Source organism: Winogradskyella sp. SYSU M77433, from assembly GCF_029911945.1.
Classification (GTDB): Bacteria; Bacteroidota; Bacteroidia; order Flavobacteriales; family Flavobacteriaceae; genus Winogradskyella.
In genome coordinates this window covers 196265-222867 of sequence record NZ_JARYTG010000004.1, presented here as the reverse complement: position 1 = coordinate 222867, position 26603 = coordinate 196265, and the positions used below count along the sequence as shown (strand labels likewise).

At 33.2% G+C, this 26603-nt stretch carries 23 protein-coding genes; 18 read left to right on the top strand and 5 right to left on the bottom strand.

What is annotated here, in order from left to right:
• Positions 1 to 20 precede the first annotated feature (20 nt).
• The 3 genes from QGM60_RS09805 to QGM60_RS09795 all read right to left on the bottom strand — a co-directional run bounded on the left by QGM60_RS09805 (position 21) and on the right by QGM60_RS09795 (position 6130).
• Positions 21 to 695 carry an inorganic diphosphatase gene (locus QGM60_RS09805; protein ID WP_281140070.1) on the bottom strand — a complete coding sequence of 225 codons (675 nt, stop codon included), beginning with the start codon at positions 693 to 695 and terminating at the stop codon, positions 21 to 23.
• Positions 696 to 3533, bottom strand: coding sequence for a pitrilysin family protein (locus QGM60_RS09800; protein ID WP_281140069.1), 2838 nt, complete (start codon positions 3531 to 3533; stop codon positions 696 to 698).
• Positions 3534 to 3649: 116 nt separating this feature from the next.
• Positions 3650 to 6130, bottom strand: coding sequence for a M14 family metallopeptidase (locus QGM60_RS09795; RefSeq protein ID WP_281140068.1), 2481 nt, complete (start codon positions 6128 to 6130; stop codon positions 3650 to 3652).
• A 119-nt stretch (positions 6131 to 6249) separates the two neighbouring features.
• On the opposite strand from QGM60_RS09795, the gene bshC reads away from it, so the two are divergent.
• The 5 genes from bshC to QGM60_RS09770 all read left to right on the top strand — a co-directional run bounded on the left by bshC (position 6250) and on the right by QGM60_RS09770 (position 12236).
• Positions 6250 to 7851: a bacillithiol biosynthesis cysteine-adding enzyme BshC gene (bshC, locus tag QGM60_RS09790; protein WP_281140067.1), complete on the top strand. Its 1602-nt coding sequence runs from the start codon at positions 6250 to 6252 to the stop codon at positions 7849 to 7851.
• 76 nt (positions 7852 to 7927) lie between these two features.
• Entirely contained in the window at positions 7928 to 9463 is a 1536-nt protein-coding gene (guaA, locus tag QGM60_RS09785) for a glutamine-hydrolyzing GMP synthase (RefSeq protein WP_281140066.1), read from the top strand.
• A gap of 55 nt (positions 9464 to 9518) precedes the next feature.
• Positions 9519 to 11426, top strand: coding sequence for a LysM peptidoglycan-binding domain-containing protein (locus QGM60_RS09780; protein ID WP_281140065.1), 1908 nt, complete (start codon positions 9519 to 9521; stop codon positions 11424 to 11426).
• A gap of 37 nt (positions 11427 to 11463) precedes the next feature.
• Complete coding sequence (locus tag QGM60_RS09775) at positions 11464 to 12006, top strand: DUF922 domain-containing protein (RefSeq protein WP_281140064.1); 543 nt, start codon at positions 11464 to 11466, stop codon at positions 12004 to 12006.
• A gap of 2 nt (positions 12007 to 12008) precedes the next feature.
• Complete coding sequence (locus tag QGM60_RS09770; RefSeq protein ID WP_281140063.1) at positions 12009 to 12236, top strand: DUF3820 family protein; 228 nt, start codon at positions 12009 to 12011, stop codon at positions 12234 to 12236.
• A gap of 4 nt (positions 12237 to 12240) precedes the next feature.
• Here QGM60_RS09770 and QGM60_RS09765 read toward each other — a convergent pair whose 3' ends face one another.
• Positions 12241 to 12606 (bottom strand): DUF2200 domain-containing protein, encoded by a 366-nt coding sequence (locus QGM60_RS09765; protein WP_281140062.1) that lies wholly within the window; start codon positions 12604 to 12606, stop codon positions 12241 to 12243.
• A 204-nt stretch (positions 12607 to 12810) separates the two neighbouring features.
• Here QGM60_RS09765 and QGM60_RS09760 point away from each other — a divergent pair, with 204 nt between their 5' ends.
• Together QGM60_RS09760 and yidC are read left to right on the top strand one after the other, a co-directional pair.
• Positions 12811 to 14427 (top strand): CTP synthase, encoded by a 1617-nt coding sequence (locus tag QGM60_RS09760; RefSeq protein WP_281140061.1) that lies wholly within the window; start codon positions 12811 to 12813, stop codon positions 14425 to 14427.
• A gap of 112 nt (positions 14428 to 14539) precedes the next feature.
• Positions 14540 to 16447, top strand: a complete 1908-nt coding sequence (gene yidC / locus QGM60_RS09755) for a membrane protein insertase YidC (protein WP_281140060.1) — start codon at positions 14540 to 14542, stop codon at positions 16445 to 16447.
• A 125-nt stretch (positions 16448 to 16572) separates the two neighbouring features.
• On the opposite strand, the gene QGM60_RS09750 is transcribed toward yidC, so the two are convergent.
• Positions 16573 to 17562, bottom strand: a complete 990-nt coding sequence (locus tag QGM60_RS09750) for a fasciclin domain-containing protein (RefSeq protein ID WP_281140059.1) — start codon at positions 17560 to 17562, stop codon at positions 16573 to 16575.
• Positions 17563 to 17629: 67 nt separating this feature from the next.
• Between QGM60_RS09750 and QGM60_RS09745 the strand changes: the two genes are divergently transcribed.
• The 11 genes from QGM60_RS09745 to QGM60_RS09695 all read left to right on the top strand — a co-directional run bounded on the left by QGM60_RS09745 (position 17630) and on the right by QGM60_RS09695 (position 26601).
• Positions 17630 to 18340 (top strand): toxin-antitoxin system YwqK family antitoxin, encoded by a 711-nt coding sequence (locus QGM60_RS09745; RefSeq protein ID WP_281140058.1) that lies wholly within the window; start codon positions 17630 to 17632, stop codon positions 18338 to 18340.
• 159 nt (positions 18341 to 18499) lie between these two features.
• Entirely contained in the window at positions 18500 to 19693 is a 1194-nt protein-coding gene (gene mnmA / locus QGM60_RS09740) for a tRNA 2-thiouridine(34) synthase MnmA (RefSeq protein WP_281140282.1), read from the top strand.
• Between the two features lie 86 nt (positions 19694 to 19779).
• Positions 19780 to 21393, top strand: a complete 1614-nt coding sequence (locus QGM60_RS09735; protein ID WP_281140057.1) for a S8 family serine peptidase — start codon at positions 19780 to 19782, stop codon at positions 21391 to 21393.
• Between the two features lie 133 nt (positions 21394 to 21526).
• Entirely contained in the window at positions 21527 to 22468 is a 942-nt protein-coding gene (locus tag QGM60_RS09730) for a nitronate monooxygenase (protein WP_281140056.1), read from the top strand.
• An 11-nt stretch (positions 22469 to 22479) separates the two neighbouring features.
• A complete protein-coding gene (locus QGM60_RS09725) occupies positions 22480 to 23412 on the top strand; it encodes a hypothetical protein (protein WP_281140055.1) in 933 nt (310 codons plus the stop codon).
• Between the two features lie 27 nt (positions 23413 to 23439).
• Positions 23440 to 23760: a hypothetical protein gene (locus QGM60_RS09720; protein ID WP_281140054.1), complete on the top strand. Its 321-nt coding sequence runs from the start codon at positions 23440 to 23442 to the stop codon at positions 23758 to 23760.
• A gap of 84 nt (positions 23761 to 23844) precedes the next feature.
• Positions 23845 to 24603 (top strand): subclass B1 metallo-beta-lactamase, encoded by a 759-nt coding sequence (bla, locus tag QGM60_RS09715; RefSeq protein ID WP_281140053.1) that lies wholly within the window; start codon positions 23845 to 23847, stop codon positions 24601 to 24603.
• A gap of 68 nt (positions 24604 to 24671) precedes the next feature.
• Positions 24672 to 25061, top strand: a complete 390-nt coding sequence (locus tag QGM60_RS09710; RefSeq protein WP_281140052.1) for a DUF1428 family protein — start codon at positions 24672 to 24674, stop codon at positions 25059 to 25061.
• A gap of 23 nt (positions 25062 to 25084) precedes the next feature.
• Positions 25085 to 25405 carry a hypothetical protein gene (locus QGM60_RS09705; RefSeq protein WP_281140051.1) on the top strand — a complete coding sequence of 107 codons (321 nt, stop codon included), beginning with the start codon at positions 25085 to 25087 and terminating at the stop codon, positions 25403 to 25405.
• Between the two features lie 21 nt (positions 25406 to 25426).
• Positions 25427 to 25900, top strand: coding sequence for a hypothetical protein (locus QGM60_RS09700; RefSeq protein WP_281140050.1), 474 nt, complete (start codon positions 25427 to 25429; stop codon positions 25898 to 25900).
• Positions 25900 to 26601 (top strand): hypothetical protein, encoded by a 702-nt coding sequence (locus QGM60_RS09695; protein WP_281140049.1) that lies wholly within the window; start codon positions 25900 to 25902, stop codon positions 26599 to 26601. The genes QGM60_RS09700 and QGM60_RS09695 overlap by 1 nt, the downstream gene beginning before the upstream one ends.
• Positions 26602 to 26603 lie beyond the last annotated feature (2 nt).

Genomic DNA, 26603 nt, shown 5'->3' with positions numbered 1-26603 from the left:
TTTCAAATTTTGAGATGAATTTATCTTTTGTGTTTTACTCGATAGGCTTCTAATGACTTTTCGAGAATTTTCATAGCTTCAGTTCTTGATTTAAATCCTTTTGTTGTTACAATGTTTTTGCCTTTGTAATTAGTGAACCAAGTTTCAATAATCTCTGTAACACCATTATAATTTTCCTTCAAATCTTCAATATCATTAACTCTAAATAAGTCAGAATTTACCGAAATACCGATAATTTTATCATCATTTTCGCCACCATCTTCAAGGTTCAGAACACCAATAATTTTACATTTTAAAACATCACCACGATTTACAGGAGGACCAATAACAAGTATGTCCAACGGATCTCCATCACCGCCATCTTCTTTTGATAGTAGTGTTTTGGGTATCATACCATAATTTCCAGGATAACCAATGTATTTTATAGTTCTAGGCTTTCCGTTAATAGAATCTCTTTCTATTTTACCAGTTGTTTTGTTAGTTTCCCATTTTTCTAGAGTACCAGCAGGAATTTCTATTATTGCATTTACAATACTATCGTTTACGATTGGGTCAATAGCATTAAGTAAATTAATGTTTTTATCGATCACTATTTCTTTTGTAGCAATAGCTTTTTTATCCTCTCGTTTGGAATTACAGCCTGTAAGTCCAAACGAAAGGATTAAAACAATGTATAAATGAATTTTGTATGTCATTTACTCAACATCTTCAGTGTTTAATAACACAGGTTTTCCAAAACCTAAAGCTTCCAACTTATCTAATTGTGTTGCAGCATCACCAACTATTAAATAAATCATCTGGTTAGGTTTAATGTATTTTTCAACTAAAGCTTTTATATCTGCTACAGTCATAGCTTTAACCAATTCTTCTTGCTGTTTAGCGTAGTTATCATTGTAATCGTAATTACTAATATTCGTAAGCATATTCAGCTTTGCACCTAAAGTTTCAAAAGCTCTGGCACTACTTTTTATGGTAAAACCTTTGGTAACTTCTAAGTCCTCATCATTATAGTTTTTACCATAATTCTCTAGAATTTCTTTCACTAAAGCTGCCGATTCGTAGGTCACATTACTACGCACACCACTGCTTATTACAAATTCCCCTTTGTTGGCAGTGCCATCAAAACGCGAGCGAATACCATAAGTATAACCTTTACTTTCTCTTAATTCTTGTGTGAGTTGAGAAGCAAAACTTCCTCCACCCAAACGGTAATTCATCACTGAAGCAGGATAATAATCTTTGTGTGTAGCTTTTAGTGCAGGATATCCAAAACGGATGACAGATTGTTTTGCACCAGGTACATCATAAAAGTATACCATTGATTCTTCAGGATATAAAGGCAATGCTAATTCAGGAATAGCGACATCTTTTGGTTCCCATGTGGTGTTAATTTTGTTTAAAGCTTTTACAACTGCGGTTTCTGAAATAGCGCCTACAACATGAATGTTAGTAAGCTTTGGTGTAAGATTAGTATTGTAATAATTTTCTAAATCTACAATAGAAATGCTTTCTACTGAATCTTCTGACCCACTGCTGTTATAAGCTAAAATGTTATCCTCTCCATATAGTAATTTTGCAAATTGACTATATGCAATACTATTTGGAATAGCCTGTTGTCTTTGGATATTACTTATAGTACTTTGTTTTATTAATTCAAATTCGGTTTCATCCCAACGTGGTTCTAAAAGAATTTCGGTTACTAAATCCATCGTTGCATCAAAATGCTTTGATAAAGTAGATCCAGCAATAACAATATTTTCTTCTGTAGCATAGGCATAGATGTTGGCTCCAAGACTTTCAATAGCATTTTCTAAATCTTCAGGTGTTTTGTTTTTGGTACCTTTAGTCATAAGACTAGCCATAAGATTAGATACTCCTATTTTGTTAATGTTTTCTAGCATTAATCCACCATCAATTTGAATTTCGAATTCCACTAAAGGGACTTCATTGTTTTCTATACCGAAAACTTTAATACCAGAATCTAATTCCTTTTTCCAAACCGTTGGAATGTTTAACTCTGGACTTTTACCGTAAGGAGGCTCAACACTTCTGTCAAAACTACTAGGTGTTTTTTCATAAGTAGCAGCAATACTTGGGTCGAAAGATTCTTCGGCACCTTCAATAATTTTTTCTTCTACAATATTTGCAAGTTGCGAATTATCAAGCACCAAGTCTATTTGCCCCTTCGGAACAAAGCTTGTAGCGATATAGTTTTTGTCTTTAATATAAGTATTGTAAACACGCATAATATCCTCAGTAGTTACTGCAAGGATATTCTTAACATCTTGATTAATGAATCCAGGATCACCAGCAAAAATTTCATATTGTGCTAACTGGAAACCTTTTCCAAGAACACTAGATAAGCCTTGGTAGAATTCAGTTTCTTGTCCTGCTTTTATACGTTTTAAATCAGCTTCAGAAATGCCGTTCATTTCAAAATCTCTAAAACCATCTTCTATGGCATTCGCAACAGCGTCAAGGTCAACTTGGTTAAAGGCTGTAACGTTTAGCATAATCTGACCAGCAATTTCGGAATTGTATTGATAGAACGATACATTGTCAGTTAATTTTTGATTGTCAACTAGCACTTTGTTTAGCGGTGCTTTTTTTCCGTTAGATAGATAATCCGTTAAAATACTCAAAGCATAAGAATCTTTATCGTATTCTGGTACTCCAGGCCAAGTCAATGTTAGGCTAGGTAAGCGTGCAAAATTATCTTCATAATATAAACGCTTAGAGTTTTTGAGGCTAACAGGTTGCTTTTCCATTTTAGGAATATCTTCACCTCGTGGAATTTCATCAAAATATTTTTTAACCCAAGCTTTAGTCTGTTCAACATCAATATCACCAGCAATCGTTAAAGTGGTATTGTTTGGAGTGTACCAACGTCTGTAAAATTCTTTGACATCAGCTAATGTGGCATTCTGTAAATCTTCAAGAGAACCAATGACTTCCCAACTATATGGATGACCTTCAGGATATAGATTACTGTTAATAACAGCCGAAGTATGTCCGTACGGTCTGTTGTCTACACTTTGGCGTTTTTCATTTTTAACGACTTGTTTTTCCTTTGCTAAAACAGGTTCGGTAACGGTATTAATAAAGAAACCTAATTTATCTGCTTCAGCCCAAATCATTTTTTCTAAAGCGTCCTTTGGAACCGTTTGAAAATAATTGGTACGATCTCTATTGGTAGAACCATTAGCGCCAGAACCGCCAATTCGTGCACTCATTTGGTCTAAACCTCCTTTACCTAAATTTTCGGATTCTAAAAATAAAAGGTGCTCAAATAAGTGTGCAAAACCAGTTCTGTTTTCTTTTTCTCTTGCAGAGCCAACATGAGCTGTTAAAGCAACAGCTGCAACAGGATCTGAGCGGTCTACATGTAGTATAACTTGTAAACCATTATCTAAAGTGAATTTTTCAAAATCGACTTTAAATTCAGGTGTAGTTTCTTTAGTTTCGTTTTGTTTACATGCTGAAAAAGCTACTAAAACAAAAAAACTTAGAAGTAAGGATTTAATTGGTTTCATAATGTATTTTGATTGATTAAGTATAATTAAAATGTTATATCACATTGAGCCTGTCGAAATGTATTTTTCATACAAACTATCATGGTTTCGACTGCACTCAACCAGACAGAAACAATTTACAGTTCAAAAGTATTGTTGTTCACAAAGAAAACGGAGTTCACAAAAAATAATTTTCCGTTTTCCCAAAAACTTCTAAATAAGGTGTTATCTACAAAATAGATAAAACTACCGCTTCCCATGCGCTCTTCACCAAATACTAGCGTATCTCCTAAATCTGCAAGTGCTTTTTTTCCTGCAAAACCAGAATATACTTTAGCGTCATTGAGGTAAGCTACATTGTAACCACTATCTAAAAGACTGTAAGCTGAACTTCCTAATTTAAGCGTGAAGTATTCACTGTCATAACCAAAAGCCATTGGGTGTGTGTTGTCTACTTTGGTTTTAAAAATTGCACCAGTAATTAGGTTGTTGGTATATTCACGTTCACGATCAGCATAAGAAATTAAGTTATCATCTGTGTCTTCGCTTTCCGAAGGTTTGTAATTAAGACTAAAACCGTCTTTACCAGCAAAATTTCTCAAAGCACCATCAATGGCAATAACTTTTCCGCCGTCGCTAACCCAGTCTTTAATTTGAGACATAGTATCATCATTCAGAACTTTTCCGTAATACCCATTTGGAATGATTAGAACATTGTATTTGCTTAAATTAGTTTCGCTAAGATCATCAGTATGAATCGATGTTAACGGATATTGTAATTGTTGCTCAAAGAAATGCCAAATTTCACCATAACTTAGCGATGATGTGCCTTCATTAGAAAGTACAGCCACTTTTTGTTTGTTCACCAATTTAATGTCAGGCGAACCAATATCTGGTGTCATTTGCGAAAATCCAGAGGTGATTTCAGTTAAAGGCTGTGTAAACTCTTGTGCTACGGTATTTAATTTCGAGACAAAATCTTTAATGTGCTTGTTGTCTCCTTTAGTGATGATTAGAGATCCACGATCAAATTTAGAACCGTTAGAACTGAATGGTTTTTCGGTAAAGCGAACTTTGAAATCTTGTTTTAGTAATTCAGCTAAAAATTTAGCATCGTTCATAGAATTCCATTTGCTAACATAGCCATAAGCATCATTTAGGGTTTGAACTGTTTGGCGTTCCATCAATTTAGAACTTAAAACTTTTGATGTGCTTGCATAAGCGTCCAATCCGTAAGCATAAGGAATAGACCAAGCTGTAATATCATACGTAAGGGAATCTGTAAGTTTAGCGTTCGGTTCAAAAAGTACCTTAACCATTTTTCCTTTAGGTTGATTGGTATGCACAACTAATGAATTCGCATCAGCTGTGAAACTCCCTTGTTGACCAGTTTTGTAATTATAACCAGATACTTTGGTGCTGTTGGCATTTTCAAACTGAATATCATGCTTGTTGAGCAATGTTTTTAAGCTATTGATTTTATCTTCATTTCCTGTTAAAACATAGCTCTTGTATTTTAAATCTGAATTATTAAAGAACTTAGCAAATTCTGTATTTAGTTTTGAAGCATTTTTCGAAGCGATTTCAACAGTTGAAAGTCCTGTTGTAGTATGATGGGTTAAACGCTCAACAAGAGTTAGTTCGTGACTCTCATCATTTAGGATGCCCAAACCTGAGATACCATGACCGCCTTGTTCGTAGGTCATACCAATAGATCCCATATAAGTTGGATAAGTATCTCCATAACTTGGATAAAATAAATCAAAACGCTCTCTAGTAAAGAATAACCAACCCTCAGCGTCAAAATATTTGGCGTGGTTTTGTCCTATTTGTGTCTGAAAATCACTTTGCCAATCACTAATAATTTCATGAAAAGGCTCTGCTGCAGGTGCAAAATAATAGGGTTCATTTGGCCCTTGTTCATGAAAATCGACATGAATATGTGGCATCCATTTATTGTATTTTTCTAAGCGTTGTTGAGTTTCAACCTGTGTAGCCCAAGCCCAGTCTCTATTCAAGTCAAAAAGATAGTGGTTTGGTCGTCCGCCAGGCCAAGGTTCATTATGTTCACTGGCTTGTACGTCTGTATCGTAAGGTTGACTTGCTGTTTTGTTATACCAATTAACGTAACGATCTCTTCCATCAGGATTAAGACAAGGATCAATAATCACTATGGTATTTTCAAGTAGATCTTTTCTCTCGGTAAGTAATTTGTATAGTGTAAGCATCGCAGCTTCACTGCTAGATGCTTCGTTACCATGAACGTTGTAGCTTAACCAAACAATAGCAACATCAATATTTGTAGGCTCTCCATCTAAAAGTCCTGTGTTTTTTAAATTATTCTCACGGATGGTTTCTAAGTTTTTGATATTTTCTTCAGAAGACACATAAGCTAACATGAGCTTCCTGCGCTCATTGGTAGTGCCATATTGTTCTAGTTTTACTTGATTAGGAACAGCGTCGGCAACAGATTTAAAATAATCTACAACTTGGTGGTGTCTGCTAAATTGTGTGCCAATATCATAGCCTAAAAAATCACTTGGTGATTGTAAGTTTTGAGCTGTTAATAAGCTTGGATTACAGATTAGAACAAAAAAGATAAGGAGAAACTTTTGCATGTAATACACTTGTTTTTTGGTTGAAAAGCTAGTAAAGATAGTTAGGGATTCTGAATTAACTAAAAATTAGCAGTTAAAAAATAGAAGTACCTTATCTTTATGCCATAATTATTATTTGTATGCCAACCGACTGTATTCCGTTTAGAGCAACCGGATATTTTTCTGATTTTATTTGTGATTATTTAGATCAAAAAGCTGAGCTTAAACCATTATATAATCGTTTTCCAACTTTGGAAAATTTTAAAGCTCAGATAGAGGAAAAGTATCATTCTGAACATGTTTCAGAATCTAGTCGAAAGGTACTTTCTGAAACTTTGGTAAATCAATATGCTAATATTGAGGCTTCTCAATTAACTTTAAATAATATTGAAAGCTTAAAATCAAAAAATACATTTACCATAACCACAGGTCATCAACTTAACCTGTTTACAGGGCCTTTGTATTTTCTTTATAAGATTATTTCAACTATAAATCTCACTGAAGAATTAAAATCAACGTATCCTGATTACAATTTTGTACCAGTATATTGGATGGCTTCGGAAGATCATGATTTTGAGGAAATCAATTATTTCAATTTTAAAGGCAAAAAAATACAGTGGAATTCTAAGCAAACAGGCGCTGTTGGTCATTTTAATACAAAAGGACTAGAGGATGTTTTTGAAGTTATTTCGGCTGAATTTGGTTCTGGTAAATTTGCTGAACAACTAAAAACTTGGTTTAAAAATGCTTATCTCAATCACGAAAACTTAGCAGATGCTACACGATATTTAGCAAACGAACTTTTTGCAGATCATGGATTGGTTATAATTGATGCTGATGATAGAGAATTAAAGCGTTTGTTTATTCCGCAAATGCAAAAGGAACTGTTTGAGCAACCAGCTTTTAAAGCAGTTTCAGAAACCAATAAAATTTTGGAAGATTTAGGGTTGAAAATTCAAGTAAATCCTAGAGAGATTAATTTATTTTATATTCATGAAGGTTTGCGTGAGCGTATTGTTGAGATAGATGGTGTGTTTTCGGTTTTGGATTCACAATTTCAGTGGACTAAAGAAGAATTGATAGCGCATCTCAATGAATATCCTGAACGTTTTTCGCCAAATGTCATTATGCGTCCGTTATATCAAGAAGTGATTTTGCCAAATTTATGCTACATAGGTGGTGGTGGAGAAATGATTTATTGGTTACAGTTAAAATCTAATTTTGAAGCTCAAAATGTTACTTTTCCAATGCTATTATTACGTAATTCAGCTTTGGTGAAAACAGAAAAACAAGCACAAAAATTAGAAAAACTAAATATTTCTGATGCGGACTTATTTTTAAACAGAAGTTCATTTATCAATAAAAAGGTTAGAAAAATTTCAAACATCGATATTGATTTTTCAGAACAAATACAGCATTTAGAACAGCAGTTTAAGGATTTACATCAATTAGCAGAACAAACCGATAAATCTTTTTTAGGTGCCGTAAAAGCACAAGAGGTAAAACAAATAAAAGGCTTAAAACATCTTGAAAAACGTTTGCTTAAAGCTCAAAAGAAAAAATTAGCTGATGAAATAGAGCGTTGTACAGAATTGCAAGAAGAGTTATTTCCTGGGCAAAGCCTACAAGAACGTAACACTAATTTCTCGGAATTATACTTAGAATTTGGCGATGAATTAATTCCTGAGTTGATGAAAGCCTTGCAACCACTTCAAAATGAATTTACAATAATTACCTTGTAAATAAGTCGTTAAAAAAAATATTCAAAAAATAGCAATTGGTAAATCTTCAATCTGAAAGCAATTGTTATTTTTGCACATGCAACACAACAAAGTCCTTATTTTAGATTTCGGATCGCAGTACACACAGCTTATTGCACGCCGAGTTAGAGAGTTGAATATCTATTGTGAAATTCATCCATTCAATAAAATTCCAACCGATTTAGAGAGCTACAAATCAGTAATTCTTTCAGGAAGTCCTAATTCTGTAAGAGGTGAAGATGTTTTACATCCAGATCTTTCAGAAATAAGAGGGAAAAAGCCTATGCTTGCAGTTTGTTACGGAGCACAATATTTGGCACATTTTTCAGGAGGTGAAGTCGCAGAATCTAATACACGAGAGTATGGTAGAGCTAATTTAGCTTATGTAAAACCTGAAGAAGATTTCTTTGAAAATATTCATGAAGGTAGCCAAGTTTGGATGAGCCATAGCGATACAATAAAGAAACTACCAGAAGGTGGCGTTTTATTGGCAAGTACATCAGATGTGGAGAATGCCGCTTATAAAATTGAAGGTGAAGATACCTATGCGATTCAATTTCATCCAGAAGTGTACCATTCAACAGATGGTCATCAATTATTACAAAACTTCTTAATTAAAATAGCCAAAGTAGAGCAAGATTGGACTCCACAGTCTTTCGTGGAGGAAACTGTTGATGAATTAAAAGAAAAACTTGGAAATGATAAAGTGGTTCTTGGTTTGTCTGGTGGAGTAGACTCGTCTGTAGCTGCAATGTTATTGCATAAAGCTATTGGAGAAAACCTTTACTGTATCTTCGTTAACAACGGTTTACTTAGAAAAAATGAGTTCGAAGATGTATTGCATCAATACGAAGGCATGGGATTAAACGTTAAAGGTGTAGATGCTTCGGCACGCTTTTTGGATGCTTTAGCAGGAAAGAGCGACCCAGAGGAGAAAAGAAAAACTATAGGTCGTGTGTTTATTGAGGTTTTTGATGATGAAGCGCATCTTATTAAGGATGTAAAATGGTTGGCACAAGGTACAATCTATCCAGATGTTATTGAAAGTGTTTCAGCAACAGGAGGTCCAAGTGCAACGATAAAAAGTCACCATAACGTAGGAGGTTTACCAGACTTTATGAAACTAAAAGTGGTAGAACCATTAAAAACGTTATTTAAAGATGAGGTAAGACGTGTAGGTGCTTCCATGAATATGGATAAACTATTATTAGGTCGTCATCCATTTCCTGGTCCAGGTTTGGCCATTAGGATTCTTGGAGATCTAACACCAGAGAAAGTACGTATATTACAAGAAGTAGATGCTATTTTTATCAATAACCTACGTTCTTGGAATTTGTACGACAAAGTATGGCAAGCAGGAGCAATGCTACTACCAGTTAATAGTGTTGGTGTAATGGGTGATGAACGTACTTACGAAAAATGTGTAGCTTTAAGAGCGGTAGAAAGTACGGATGGAATGACAGCAGACTGGGTAAATTTACCATATGAGTTTTTACAAAAAACCTCAAATGAAATTATAAATAAGGTGAAAGGTGTTAATAGAGTAGTGTACGACATTAGTTCTAAACCACCAGCAACTATAGAATGGGAATAGTAAGTGACTGATACAGATTTTCGGTTTCTTAAATTTATATAAGCAACATAGATATATGAAGAATATTATAACTGTTATTTTAATTGCATTTTCAATTTATGCAAGTGCACAAAATTACAAAGAGCATAAGGTTAAAGAAGGTGAAACTATAGAAAGTATTGCTAAACAATACTTGGTAACTCCTTTTGATATTTACGCATTAAACCCTGATGCTAAAACAAATTTTAAGCCTAATACAGTTTTAATAATTCCTACGTCAAAGGTAAAGAATGATCCTATTGAAGCAGAAACTAAAGAGCTTATCGGTTACAAAACTCATAAAGTAAAGCGTAAAGAAACGCTTTATGGTTTGTCTAAAGAATATAATGTTAGTGAAGACGACATAAAGAAAGCAAACAGATTTTTGTATTCTGAAAATTTAAAGAAAGGAGATAAAATCAAAATTCCTAGATATAGAACGATTGTATCTAAACAGACTTTAAACAATACAGTTAAGAAATACAAAGTTCAGCCTTCTGAAGGTAAATGGAGAATAGCATACAAATTTGGTATTACGGTAGAAGAGTTAGAAGCTTTAAACCCAAATATGAATGAAGTCATTCAACCTGGTGATGAGCTTAATGTTCCAAATATTAAGAATGAAGAGGAAAAAGCTATAGAGCCAACTTTTGGTTATTATGAAGTTTTACCAAAAGAAGGATTTTACAGATTAAAAATTAAGTTAGGTCTTACACAAGAAGAATTAGAAAAACTCAATCCTGAATTAAAGGAATCTGGTTTAAAGGCTGGAATGATTTTGAAAGTACCTGCAGATGCTGATGTTTCTGTTGATGTTAAAGATGTAAATATTACTAACCTTAAGTCTAATTTAACGAATTTTAAAACTAAAAAATTAGCGTTAATGATGCCCTATCGTTTAGATAGAATAGATACAGATTCTATCGAAGAGGCAAAGGAAATGATTAGGACAAGTAAGTTGCTTTCAATTGTTTTAGATTTTCATGAAGGAGTTACAATGGCATTAGATTCTGCGAAACAATTAGGTATTTCTACGGAGTTAAAAGTATTTGATACACAATACCAACCTTCAAAAACTAGAGAACTTTTACAAGACAATGACTTTTCGGATTACGATGCTATCATTGGACCTATGGAAGAAAATAGTTTCGATAGAGTAGCTTCAACTTTAAAAACTGATAGAGTTCCTGTTGTTGCTGCTATGAATAAACCAAAGAATCTGTATAATAATGTTTTTCAATCTGTTCCGGAAGACAAATTGTTACGTCAAGCAATGATAGATTTTGTTAAGGCAGATAGTTCTAAAACAAAGGTGGTTATTATTTCAGATCAGGCACATAGAAGTTCTAGTGAAGCACTGAAAAATGATTTTCCGACAGCAAAAATTATTTATTCGAGAATGGATAAAAAGGATGCAACGAAAGATGCTTATTTCATTTATCCAACAGAGTTACAAAATGTTTTCCCTGTAGGTAAAACAGTAGTATTTCTACAAACTACAAGTAACTCTTTTGCATCAAGTGTTATTAGTATGCTAAATGGGCAAACTAATAATAAGTCAGAAATAGTTTTAGTAACTTTAGATAGAAACAAGGCTTTTGAAGGAAAGAATATTGATAACTATCATTTGTCAAACCTAAAATTCCATTATCCATCTGTTAAGAAAGATTTTGATGAGTCTAAATCAAATGGTTTTGTTTCTAAATATCGTGAGGCCTATGGTGTATCGCCAAGCAAATATGTAGCGAGAGGATTTGATATTACTCTAGATTTATTATTGCGTTTGGCATCAGCAGAAAATTTGTATGAAGCTTCTAATGATACGATAGAAACAGAGTATGTAGAAAACAAGTTTAGATATAATAGATCTATGTTTGGCGGTTATGTTAATGAAGCAGTTTATATCGTAAAATATGATGATCTTAGAATAGTAAAGGCTAATTAGGATAAAATATTAGCTATTCATTTTACGTTAAACCCATATGCAGATTAAATACCTTTTCATCATAATGTTGTTGTTTATTGGGAACAATCCTGATGAAGAGGTAATCTCTTGGAGTGAAACTAAAAAATTAACATGGAAAGATTTTAAAGCAGAACCAAATCAAAAGTCTGATGCTGTAGCTTTAACAGCTTCAGGAATAACTTTTGGATTTTCAATTAAAACTTCAGATAAAAGAGTTGTAGATTTTTCAACTACGGTTGAGTCACATTTCTATCCGAATAAATCTTGGTATTTTAAAGAAAAGTGTAGTGATCTTATTTTAAGACACGAGCAATTACATTTTGATATTACTGAGTTGTACGCTCGAAAGTTTCGAGAGAAAATAAGCAATCTACAAGCAAACCGAAATATCAAAAAACAACTTAACGGACTTCACACCTCAATAAACAATGAGTTGAACAAAACTCAAAAACGCTATGATGAGGAGACGGACCATTCTATAAATGAAGCAGTTCAGAACCATTGGGAGAATTTTATAGCCGAAGAGTTAATGAAGTTAGAACAATTTAAGTCTAAATAACATTGGAAGGAAGTAAAGAAGCGTTAATTGAACTCGCCCATTACAAAATGCCTTTCGGTAAATACAAGGGTGAATACTTAGTGGCAATACCAGAATATTATTACACTTGGTTTAAACAAAAGGGATTCCCAGAAGGAAAACTTGGACGAATGATGCTACAAATGCATGATATTAAAATCAATGGTTTAGAAGAATTGATTTATAATATTCAAAGAGAATTTAAACGCTAAGACTTTAAGCGCTACGCATTATTTTATCGAGTTTTCTTCCTTTAGCCAACTCATCTACTATTTTATCTAAATATCTAGTTTTTCTGGTAAGTGGATTTTCAATATCCTCAATTCGGTAACCACAAATTACACCTTTTATTAGTTCTGCTTTTGGGTTTAGTTCAGCTCTTTCAAAAAAAGTTTCAAAAGTTACCTTCTCTTCAATGAGTGCTGCTATCGCTTTAGCATCAAAACCCGTTAACCATTCAATTACAGTGTGGAGTTCTTCAACAGTTCTATTTTTCTTCTCTATTTTATTGACATAATGTGGGTATACAGAAGAAAAAGTCATTTTTGCAATACGTGCATTATGTTCAGGTGTTGTTTTCATGGTGTAAAAGATATAAAAGTTTTGAAAAATTTTTAGAAGTTTTTACGAATGAAATTTCATGTTTTTAAAAAGGATAAGTTTGTTGTAATGATTTTATTATCAATAAAATAAAAAAATGCAACACCTTTCTTTAAGATTGCTATTGTTATACTTGTACTTAAGCGATTTTTTATTGTAAATTTGCCTGCGTTTAACAGCGCAACAATGACCACAGACCCTAAGTATATTTTTGTAACTGGCGGAGTTTCTTCTTCTCTAGGAAAAGGAATCATAGCAGCCTCTTTAGCTAAACTCTTGCAGGCTCAAGGTTACAGAACTACTATTCAGAAATTAGACCCATATATTAATATCGATCCAGGAACTCTAAATCCTTACGAACATGGCGAATGTTATGTTACGGATGATGGAGCAGAAACCGATTTAGATTTAGGGCATTATGAACGTTTTTTAAATGTACCGACTTCTCAGGCTAATAACGTAACAACTGGTAGAATTTATCAAAGTGTTATCGATAAAGAACGAAGAGGTGAGTTTCTGGGTAAAACGGTTCAGGTTATTCCTCACATTACAGACGAAATAAAACATAGAATCCAAATTTTAGGTAATTCGGGAGATTATGATATCGTCATTACAGAAATAGGAGGTACTGTTGGTGATATTGAATCCTTACCATATATTGAAGCTGTACGTCAACTACAGTGGGATTTGGGTGAAAATAATGCTTTGGTAATTCACTTAACGTTGATTCCATTTTTATCAGCAGCAGGTGAATTAAAAACCAAACCAACACAGCACAGTGTAAAAACGTTGATGGAAAGTGGTGTACATGCAGATATCTTGGTATGTAGAACAGAGCACGAATTGCATGATGGATTAAAAATAAAGCTAGCGCGTTTTTGTAACGTAAAAAAGGAAGCTGTAATTCAGTCTATTGATGCTTCAACGATATATGATGTGCCTAACTTAATGCTTGAAGAAGGCTTAGATAAGGTCGTTTTAGAAAAATTAGCTTTAAAAAGTGATGTGCCAGATTTAAAACGCTGGAACGAATTTTTAGACAGACATAAAAACCCTAAGAGTGAAGTTACTATTGGTTTAATTGGTAAATATGTAGAGCTTCAAGATTCTTACAAATCTATACTAGAAGCTTTTATTCACGCAGGTGCCGAAAATGAAGTAAAGGTTAATGTAGAGCCAATTCATTCAGAATATCTTAATGAAGACAATATAGAATTCAAACTTGGTCATCTTGATGGTGTTTTAGTCGCACCAGGATTTGGTGAACGTGGTATTGAGGGTAAAATCGATGCTGTAAGATACGTACGTGAAAACAATATTCCATTTTTAGGCATTTGTTTGGGTATGCAAATGGCAGTGATTGAATATTCTAGAAACGTATTAGGTCTTAAGGATGCCAACTCTATTGAGATGGATGAAGCGACATCAAACCCAGTGATAAACTTAATGGAGTCTCAAAAAGATGTTGTAGATAAAGGAGGTACAATGCGTTTGGGAGCATGGGATTGTAACATTGTAAAGGACAGTATTGCCTATAAGGTTTATGGTACTGAGTCCATAAAAGAAAGACATAGACATCGTTTTGAGTTTAATGAAGCTTATAAATCTCAAATCGAAGCTGCAGGAATGAAAGCTACAGGTTTTAATCCTGAAACTGGATTGGTGGAAATTATCGAAATTCCAAGCCATAATTGGTTTGTTGGTGTGCAATACCATCCAGAATATAAAAGTACGGTAGCAAATCCGCATCCATTGTTTGTTGCTTTTGTAAAAGCTGCATTAAAGTTTAAGAATAAAAAATAATATGCCACTTTGGCGTAAAATATAGTTTTGGATACACATTTGAATATCCAACAAAAATACTACAAAGACCTGTTAGATTTAAAAATCTGGCAGGTCTAAAACTGAGAAATAGATGGAAGAAAAGAAATTAGACATCAACTCCATAATAGGTTTTATCCTCATTTTTGGAATAATGATTTGGTATTTATACCAAAACCAACCAACCGAAGAAGAGATTGCAGAGCAGAAAAAAGCAGAGCAAGTTGAAGCTGAGAAAAAACAAAGCAAGCAAAATGAAACGCTCGTAACCACAGCTGCAGATTATTCTAACGCGAAACAATTAGACTCAACACAACTTGTAGATCTTAAAAATAAAGTTGGAGATTTTGCTTATGCATTAACTTTGCCTTCTGCTTCCGAAGATCAAACTACGGTAGAAACTGAAGTTTTTGAATTAAAGTTCAATAATAAAGGTGGACAATTATCTCAGGTGAAACTTAAGAAGTTTGTAGATTATGATTCGGTGCCCATCTATTTGGTAAAAGACGACAACAGTCTTTTCAATATTACTTTTGGTACTTCAGATAATAGAACATTAAATACACAAGACTTTCCTTTTCAACCTTCGGTAACAAAAAGTGGCGAAAACACGGTTGTTTCTATGAAGTTGAAAGTTTCGGAAACAGCTTTCTTAGAATATCGTTATGAGTTAAAACCTAACGATTATATGATAGATTTCTCTATTAAATCTCAAGGTTTAAATGGTGTTTTCAATACATCACAACCAATAGATTTAGATTGGAAACAGAAAGGAATTCGTCATGCAAAAAGCATCACTTACGAAAATCGTTATACGCGTCTAACGTACATGTATGATGGTGATAGAGTAGATAAACTGTCTCAAGCTAGTGATGATGAAGAAACTATTGAAGATGTAGAATGGTTATCTTACAGACAGCATTTCTTTAGCTCTATTATGGTTACAGATAATGGACCATTCAAAAAAGTATCGATCACCTCTAAAGATTTAGTTGAGGATGAAGAAGTTGATACAATGTATACGAAGCTTTACACCTCTAAAATTCCATTAGCGTACAATGGAGGTGAAATCAATAGAAATTTAGGCTTGTATTACGGACCAACAGAAAGTAAAACGCTTAAGGCTTATGATAAGGACTTAGAAAAAAGTATTCCTTTTGGTTGGGGGATTTTTGGATGGATAAACAAGGCTTTGTTTATTCCTTTATTTAATTTCTTGAGTGGTTTCTTACCTTACGGTATTGCAATTATTGTAATGACTGTATTGGTGAAAATTATGCTATCATTTGTGCAATATAAGCAGTTCTTATCTCAAGCGAAGATGAAAATTCTTAAGCCAGAGTTAGAGGCGATCAGAGAAAAGTATAAAGACAACAAATTAAAAGCACAACAAGAAACTATGGCATTGCAAAGTAAAGCTGGTGCAAGTCCTCTTAGTGGATGTTTGCCTGGTTTAATGCAAATTCCTGTATTCTATGCTTTGTTTATGTTCTTCCCTACGGCTTTCGCATTACGTCAAAAAAGCTTCTTGTGGGCAGATGATTTAAGTTCATATGATTCGGTAATAGATTTACCTTTCAACATTCCATTTTATGGTGATCACGTAAGTTTGTTCCCAATTTTAGCAGCTATAGCTATTTTCTTCTACATGAAGATGACAACAGGACAACAAACTGCTATGCAAGCTGCGCCACAAGAAGGTATGCCAGATATGAGCAAGATGATGAAGTACATGATTTACTTCTCACCATTATTAATGCTCATTTTCTTTAACAACTATGCTTCTGGTTTAAGTTTGTATTATTTTATTTCTAACTTAATTAGTATTGGAATTATGTTAGTCATCAAAAACTACATCATTGACGAAGAGAAAGTTCTAGCTAAAATAGAGGTGAAAAAGAGTAAGCCTAAGAAAGAGAATCGTTTCCAAAGAAAGATGAAGGAAATGATGGAGCAAGCTGAGCAACAACAACGTCAAAATCAAAGTCGTAAAAAGAAATAAATTGATATTTTAACTGAACTAGATTCAGAATATAAATAGATTACAAATCAAAAACCCAAGCATATCGCTTGGGTTTTTTACTAACTTAATCAATCAATATAAAAATGAGGTTTGACCTCTTACTTTTAGTTTGAAGTTGGTAATATTACAGTATCAATTACATGTACAACACCATTAATACCTTGGATATCTACAAGAGTTGTTACAATATTACTTTCTCTTCCATTACCATCAGTTAATGTAAAATCACTTGTGTCTGCACTAATGTCTCCACCAAGAGTACTTACTGTTCCTGTACTTAATTCATTAGATTGAACATTAGCACTTACTATATGGTGTAATAGTACGGAGTCTACAGTATCAGTATCTAAATCAGTAAGTGCAGAAATTTCCAATTCCGTTAACAAATTAGCAAATGCGGTGTTAGTTGGTGCAAAAACAGTAAATGGTCCTGCTTCAGAATCTGTAACAGTTGCCAGATATGGAACTGTTGGAGTTCCAGAATCAGCATACATAATTGCATCAACTAGTATTGATAATGCGTCATTAGAAGTTGCAAAAGTGCCAATAGTTGGTAAATCAATAACAGTATCGACGATATGAACAGTTCCATTTGTTGCGGTATTATCAGCATCTGATACTGTTGATATGCCATTAACCATCACACCATTTGTCGTATTAAAATAAAGACTTAAATTTTCTCCATTCGGACCTACTGCAGCTGTATTAGTATATCCAGAGCCAGCATTGACTAAATCTGTTGAGCTTAAGCTTTCACCAATAATGACATGATTTAATAATACATTTCTAACTAAAGCTTCTTCATCTGCAGTAAGATTATTTAAATCGATATTAGCAGAAGTTAAAAATGTAGAAAAAGCGTCATTAGTAGGAGCAAATACTGTAAATGGTCCTGAACCCTGTAAGGTTGTTACTAAATCCGTAGCTTCTAAAGCTGCAGCTAGGGATGTGAGATCATTAGCCAATGCGACGTCAACAACAGTAGTGGATTGTATAGGATTTCCATTGTTATCATCATCATCGCTACAAGAAGTTAAACCTAAAACCAGCAGAAATACTGGTAATAATTTGAGAGTTTTTGAAATAATTTTCATTTTTTTGAGTTTTTAAAATTAATTGTTCATCATTGCAAACTTTAAGTTTGTTTAACTAAATTACAAAATGATTAAACAAAAAGGGTTTTGTACCCTCCTTTTTACAATAATTTTAACAACTGTTTTTGCTCAAAAACCAGTAAATCAATTCGATAAAAACGGAAAACGTCACGGTATATGGACAAAGAACTACTATCAGACAGACCAAAAACGTTACGAAGGCCAGTTTGTTCATGGAAAGGAAGTAGACACCTTTAAATACTACACCTTATCAGAAGGTAAAAGTGTGTTGAGCGCTATTAGAGTATTTAATAAAAAAGATAGTCTAGCTGATGTTACCTTTTATGCATCTACAAAGAAAATCATTAGTAAAGGGAAGATGAATGGCAAAAGGTTTATTGGGCAATGGGTGTATTACCATAAAGATGCTGATGCCAAAATGATTGTTGAAAATTTCAATGATGAAGGAAAATTGGAAGGTGAGAGAAACGTGTTTTATAAAAATGGACAAATGGCAGAGAAAGCTTTTTATAAAAACGGACTGCTTCATGGTGAAGCTAAATGGTTTTCTGAAGATAGTACCTTAATAAAAGTATCTCATTATAAAGATGACAAACTAGAAGGGAAAACTATTAATTATGATGGTTCTGGAAAAGTTGCTTCAGAAGGAGAGTATGTCAAGAATAAAAAACATGGTATTTGGAAGTATTATGAAGATGGAGAACTCATCAAGGAAATAGACCATACCAATGAAACGGTTCGGCGTATTAAACAATAGTTTTAGGCTATGAATTAAATAGCATTTAGGTATAGCAATCTTTCTGAGATTGCTTTTTTTATTTTGTAATTTTGCCGATGTTTTTCAGACAAAGGTATTGCTCATCTTTTTAACTAGTTCAATTTAGATGAGTATATAAGCGTAAAAATAATCAGGTCAATTAATATGAAACGAGTTATAGTAGGACTTTCAGGTGGTGTAGATTCTAGCGTTGCAGCTTACTTATTAAAAGAGCAAGGCTATGAAGTTATTGGCTTGTTTATGAAAAACTGGCATGATGATTCCGTAACCATTTCAGATGAGTGTCCTTGGTTAGAAGATAGTAATGATGCCATGTTGGTGGCAGATAAATTGGGTATTCCGTTTCAAACCGTAGATCTAAGTGTTCAATATAAAGAACGTATTGTAGATTATATGTTCAATGAATACGAAAAAGGACGCACACCAAATCCTGATGTATTGTGTAATCGTGAAATAAAATTCGATGTCTTTATGGACATCGCCATGGAACTTGGAGCCGATTATGTCGCTACAGGTCACTATTGCCGTAAAGCTACTATTGAAAAAGAAGGAAAAGAAATCCATCAGCTTTTGGCAGGTGTAGATAATAATAAAGATCAGTCCTATTTTTTATGTCAGTTATCTCAAGAACAATTAACGAAAGCTTTGTTTCCTATAGGCGAATTAACTAAACCTGAAGTTAGGGAAATTGCCAAAGCACAAGATTTAATTACGGCTGAAAAGAAAGATTCCCAAGGCTTATGTTTTATTGGTAAGGTGCGTCTTCCAGAATTCTTACAACAACAATTAAAGCCTAAAGAAGGTGTTATTGTTGAGGTTGAAGAATCTTTAGATGTGTATAATAAAAGTGTACCTAACTTTGACACGAAAGAAAACGAATTACAATTCTTGGCCCAAAAACCAGTCTATAACTTAGCTGATGGAAAAGTTGTAGGCAAACATCAAGGAGCACATTATTTTACTAAAGGTCAGCGTAAAGGTTTGGCAGTTGGTGGTACAAAAGAACCTCTGTTTGTCATAGAAACAGATGTAGAAGATAATATTATCTACACAGGTCAAGGGAAAAACCATCCAGGTTTACTGCGAAACGTACTTTTTGTAAGTAATGACGAATTGCATTGGATTCGTGAAGATCTAGCTCTCAATGAAGGAGAAACAATGAATGTTATGGCAAGAATTCGTTATCGTCAACCTTTAGAAAAGGCTATACTTCATAAAGTGCCATCAGGCTTGTATGTGGAATTTGAAAACAAACAGTCTGCCATTACTGAAGGTCAGTTTGTTGCTTGGTATAATAATGATGAATTATTGGGTTCTGGGGTGATATCTTAATGTCCTTTGTGATAAGGAATGTATCATTATTTTATGATTTTTAAGTATATTATCACAAATCCGTAAATTGCAATAAAAGAAAAGCTATGGTTAAAAATTTACTTCTATTTTGTGTGTTTCTTTTTACCATAAATATGCAAGCACAAGAAGATGCTTGGGTATATTTTACTGATAAACCAAATGAGGCTACAGCTTTAGCAAACCCACTGTCAATATTAACTCAAAAGGCAATAGACCGAAAACAAAATCATGGTGTGGTCATTGACTCACGAGATGTACCAGTTCACGAACCCTACATAACCGATTTAAAAACACAGCCAGGTATCTTGGTTTTAGCGAAGTCAAAATGGTTTAATGCTGTTTATGTAAGAGGAAACGATGTACAAAGCATTAACGACTTACTTAATCTCCCTTATGTAGATAGTATAGATTTTGCAGATAATAGTTTAGATACAGTGTCGCGTCCCTTCACGGTCCAAGATAAAACTAATATTGAAGACGAAGCCATAGTTTTCAATTATGGTGATACTCAAAATCAGGTTGAGATGATCAATGCTGACGATTTGCACTTGGATAATTTTACAGGTGAAGGTATTACTATTGCTGTAATGGACGCAGGTTTTCCGAATGTGAATACTATGTCAGGTTTTCAACGTCTAAGAGATAACAACGATTTATTGGGTGGGTACGACTTTGTAAATCGTAATCCTGATGTGTATGCTAATACATCGAGTTCCCATGGAACAAAAGTTTTGAGTACTATGGCAGGATTCGTTCAAGATCAATATGTTGGGACGGCACCAGATGCTTCTTATTATTTATTCATCACAGAAGATGTTACTAGTGAAATGCCAGTTGAAGAAATGTATTGGGTAGAAGCTGCAGAACGCGCTGATAGTTTGGGAGTAGATATGATAAATACTTCTTTAGGATATACGGTTTTTGATAATTCAAATTACGATTATACACCTTCCGAAATGGACGGAAATACAGCTTTTATCACACGTGGAGCATCAATCGCTGTGGAAAAAGGTATTTTAGTCGTAGTGAGTGCTGGTAATTCAGGTGCGACATCTTGGCAAACGGTAGGAGCTCCAGCAGATTCACCAGATGTTTTATCAATAGGTGCTGTAGATGCTGCTGAAAATTATGTAGCCTTCAGTTCACAAGGTAGCAGTGCACAAGTTGGCTATCAAAAACCAGATGTAGTAGCTCGTGGAGGAGCTGCATACGTCATTAGTGAGAATGATAATATTGTTCAAAATAATGGTACATCCTTTAGTGGGCCAATTGCTTGTGGTGGTATTGCCTCGTTATGGCAAGCTATACCTGAGGCATCACCAACTGAAGTAATGGAATATGTAAGGCAATCGGCATCGCAATATACCTCTCCAGATAACTTTTTAGGTTATGGTATTCCTGATTTAGCATTAGCAAGAACGTTGAGTTTGGAAGAATCTGTATTGGAAGATTTTCGCTTTTATCCTAATCCAGTGCAAACAAACTTACATGTTGAAATATCAACACAATTTACAGAAGTAGAGCTCAAAATCTATAATCAATTAGGTCAAAAAGTATTGCAAACAGACTTAACTTCAGAATCCAACACCATTGATGTTTCTAGTTTGTCATCAGGAATTTATCTTTTGAAAATTTCTACAGGAAATCACTCAAAAACTTATAAGTTTATTCATTCTTAAATAAAACTTTTAGCGTCGAATTGAGCTTATCGAAGAACTTGTCCTTAGATAGTGGAGTTTGATATATTATACCTTAAATAAGGTGCACTTATTTAAGAATATTAATATCTTCATACTCTAAATAAAACTAAAGATGACAAACAGAATCACAGAACTCTTCAATATAAAATATCCAATTGTACAAGCAGGAATGATATGGAACAGCGGTTGGAGACTCGCCTCAGCTGCAAGTAACTCAGGTATATTAGGGCTTATCGGAGCAGGTTCCATGTATCCAGATGTGCTACGCGAACATATTCAAAAATGTAAAGCCGCAACAGATCACCCTTTTGGTGTAAATGTGCCAATGTTATATCCAAACATTGAAGAAATCATGAACATTATTGTTGAAGAAGATGTGAAAATAGTTTTTACTTCTGCCGGAAACCCAAAAACTTGGACCAAATGGTTACAAGACAAAGGAATTACAGTAGTGCATGTAGTAAGTAGTTTGAAATTCGCTCTTAAAGCACAAGAGGCAGGCGTTGATGCAGTAGTTGCTGAAGGTTTTGAAGCAGGTGGCCACAATGGACGAGATGAAACCACAACACTAACGCTTATTCCTATGGTAAAGGAGTACTTGCAAATTCCATTGATTGCGGCTGGTGGAATTGCTACAGGTAAGGCCATGTTAGCATGTATGGTTTTGGGTGCAGATGGAGTACAAGTTGGTAGCCGATTTGTAGCGAGTGAAGAATCTTCAGCACATCAAGCTTTTAAACAAGTCGTGGTTGATGCTAAAGAAGGAGATACACAACTTACACTAAAAGAACTAGCACCTGTAAGACTTATAAAAAATAAGTTTTTTAATGAGGTACAAGAGCTATATAAAACCGCTCCCACACCTGAGCAACTCAAGGAACTTTTAGGCAGAGCGAGAGCCAAGCGTGGTATGTTTGAAGGAGATTTAGAAGATGGTGAACTCGAAATCGGACAAATAGCTGGCTTAATTCATGATATAAAACCTGTTGCTGAAATTGTAGAGAATATGATGACAGAATTTGAAGAGGCAAAAAGTCAAGTGTTACAGTTTTAGTAGGCTAATTAATGAAAAGAGCATCAATAATATTTGTCCTAATTCTTTGCACGTTTATTTCCTGTAGACAAAGTGAAGAAAAAAAAGAACCAGTAATTTCTGATAATTCAGAGTTTACCAAAATCATAAAGGAAGATTACGAACTTTATATACCACAGGAGGAAATTAAAGCTGTTTTAATTTTATTTGGTGGTTACCCTGAAGTCGCAGAAGATATTAAGAGAGAATTTAAAATATTAGATACTACAAGACAAAACGGTATTGCTGTAATACTATCTAATTTTAATCAAAAGTTGTGGCTTGAGGAAAGTGAAAAGTACCAACTAGCAAAAAGTTTACAAAACATAATTGTACAAAATCAATTACCAACCGATAATATCTATATTGGTGGCTTCTCAAGCGGAGGAGTTGTAAGCCTTTTAATAAGTGACTTTATAGTCAGTAGGAAACAGTTCTACATCGACCCCAAAGGAGTCTTTATAGTAGATTCACCAATAGATTTAGTTGCCTTATATCAGTCTTCAGAAAAAAATATAAAACGAAATTTTTCACAAACATCAGTTGAAGAAAGCAAATGGTTAATAGCAACTTTGGGAGATAGTTTAGGAAACCCTAAGGGTGATATTAAAAATTATGAAGACAAATCTGTATTTACATTAAAAACTGATAACACCTCCAATTTAAGAAAATTAAAATCAACAAAAATCAGACTTTATACAGAACCAGATACGCTTTGGTGGAAAGAAAACCGCATGGCAGATTATGATCAAACAAATGCATTTTACATCAAAGAATTATCCAAAAGTTTGAATGATAAAGGCTACAAGAATGTTGAGTATATTGCTACAAAAAACAAAGGATATAGGGCAAGTGGAGAACGACATCCTCATAGTTGGTCTATTGTAGATAAAAAAGACTTGATAAATTGGATGATGAGTAAATGAACACTCTATAAGTAAATTAAAAGTTTTATGGAAAACACATTTAGTGGCTTAACTAGTTTAGTAATTGTTATACTAATAATAACCTTCCTTTGGATTATCCCAATTTGGTTTGGCTTAAAATGGGCAAGGATTAAAAAAGTTTCTAAACTTTGGATGCTTTTTGGCATACACCCAATGACAGGTTGGATTGCATACTTAATTTTGAGATACGGAATTGACCCAAGAAAACAATGTAACAAATGTAAAGAATCAATTAAACTTGAAGCTGAAATTTGTCGTTATTGCGGTAATCAGATGAGTCCAGAGGAAATAAGAATGACAGTAAGAGATTATGAAGAAAGAAAATAAAAAGGTTATAAGCTAATCTTATTAAGAATCAAGTGTTTTTATAAAAATTAATAGCTAAACATCAGCTATTAAAATATTATTAAAATGAAAAAGAAAATAAAAACACTATTGATAATTTTAATTTCAATAGTTATATCAAGTTGTAGTTCTCATAAAAATAATGAGCTCACATCTAAAACAATTTATGAATCCGAAAATTTGATTATTGTTCAAGTTTCTGAAAATGTTTTTCTTCACACATCTTTTTTGAGATCTAAAAATTATGGTAAAGTTCCATGTAATGGCTTAGTAATAGGTAATAAAAAAGAAACAATAATCTTTGATACTCCAATAGATAATGATAGTTCAGAAGAACTAATAAAATGGATTGACCAAACACTTCACTCAAAAATTACAGCGATCATTCCTACACATTTTCATGACGATTGTTTGGGAGGATTGAAGATTTTTCATAAGTATCAAATTCCTTCATATTCATATTATAAGACTATAAAATTTGCTAAAGAAAAAAATTATGAGGTTCCTCAAAATGGGTTTAAAGATACTCTTGTTTTCAAAATTGGTGATAAAGAAGTTATTGTAAAATATTTTGGAGAAGGGCATACAAAGGATAATATAGTTGGCTATTATCCATATAAGAGTATTCTGTTTGGTGGATGTTTGATGAAAGGAATTAATGCCAAAAAAGGATATTTAGGTGATGCAAATCTCAGCGAATGGTCTAATACTGTAGAAAAAGTTAGCTTAGAATATCCTAACGTAAAAATTATTGTTCCGGGACATGGAAAGTATGGTGGTAAAGAACTCTTAGATTATACAATTAACTTATTTCAAAATGAATAAATTAGTACGTGATATAGAAATCTATAATTTCTCTTTTGTAACAGATAATCAAAACCATCAATCATAAAATGCCTAACATCCAAAACAGTCAAGCAAACTACATAGACGGCTTTGTTTTTCCAATACCAAAACAGTATATAGAAGACTATAAAGTCATTGCACAGCAAGTCGCAGAGATTTGGAAAGCGCATGGTGCCTTAGCTTATTTTGAATATATTGGAGATGAATTAACTTTAGAAGGTGTAAAATCTTTTACCGAAACTCTACAAACAAAAGACGATGAGGTTGTAATATTTGGTTGGGTAGTGTTTCCATCAAAAGATGTACGAGATTTGGCAAATAAAAATGTACCAGAAGACCCTAGGATGGCAGATTTAGTAGCACCATTAATTAATCCAAAACGATTAATTTTTGATGCTAGTAGAATGGTTTATGGAGGTTTTAAGCCATTGATATAGTAAAAAGGAAAAAAAATCAATAAATGGGAATAGTTGATGAAATAATACCTTTAAAGGATATAGATAATGACAAAGAGTTTTACAAAGGAACAAGGTTTCGTCAATACGAAATAGGACTAAATTTTACTAAGAAAGAGGATAATTTCTATGAGTATATGTTAGCTGAGGTGCCTGGTAATAATGATTATATGTTATTAACGTGTGTGGTAGGGCATAAGTCTGGAAGTGCCTTAGCTTGGGTTAAAACTATAAGTGACAAATCAAGGTTTGTGGTTAATGCAAAAGCGTTAAAATATTCAATGGGAACTGAAAATACATATTTATCAAAACCCAATAATATTTAGGTTACTAAACTTTTGAATAAATTGAAGAATATACTCGTAATATTATTTATTGCAATTTTTGTAGTCTCGTGTAAAAAGCAGAATATAAAACCGTTAAATCAAAGAATTGAAAACTTCAAAGTTTCTGAATGTAGAACGAATTGCGGAATAGACTCAATTGGTGTTTCAACAACTAAAAGTAAAAGTGACTTATTTGTTAAATTCGGTTATATAGTAAATTGTTGTTGGGATCAAGCTGTTTTTAAAGATATAGAAGAAGTTAATGACACTTTAATAGTTGAGTTTGATAGACCAAATCAAAACGGAGAGTACCCAATATGTGAATGCGATTGCTTTTTTTATTTTACATTCACCATTAATAATTATACTAAAAAGCCTAAAGCAATTAGGGTGAAAGATATTTTTACGGAACATAAGTTCTGGGATGAAAGGAGTTTTGAACATATGGTTATAGAAGAAACCATTATTGATACGACTAATATTTATTTTAATTAATGAAAAATATAACCTTATTAGCTTTAGCTATTTTAATTCCTTTTTTAAGTTTTAGTCAAAATTTTGAAGGAACACTTACTTACCTAAACGATGTTGAGATAGCAGAGAAGTTTTCTGAACAATTTGGTATGACAAAAGAGAAATTAATAGAAACCGGACAGTTTTTTGAAGAAATGGAGATAACTTATAAGGATAATAACTATTTAGTGAGTCAGTCTAATAGTAAAACTAAAGTTGTATATAACCCAGAAAGAAATGAAATTTTAACAATAGATAGAAAATCTGATTTGGTTACAGCTATAAAAGCAGGTATAGATTTGCAAACTGAGACGAGAGGAATAAGTCCAAAAATAACGGTTGAGGATACTGAAGACATGGTTATGAATATAAAATGTTCTAAAGTAGTTGTGGAATGGGAAATGGGTACATATGAATATTATTTTAATTCAGAATATTTGAAAATGGATCCAGAATTATATAGTAATCATAAATACGACATGTGGTCTGAATTTTTGAAATTATCTAATGCATTACCTTTAAAAATTGTAAAAATCATACCTAATATGATGACAATTACAATGACGCTAAATAAAATAGATGAACACTCAGTAAATGATAAAGTTTTTAAATTGCCTAAACTAAAACTTAGTGAAGAGTTTACAATTGATAAAGGAAACCAAGTCTATTATGAAAAACAATAGCT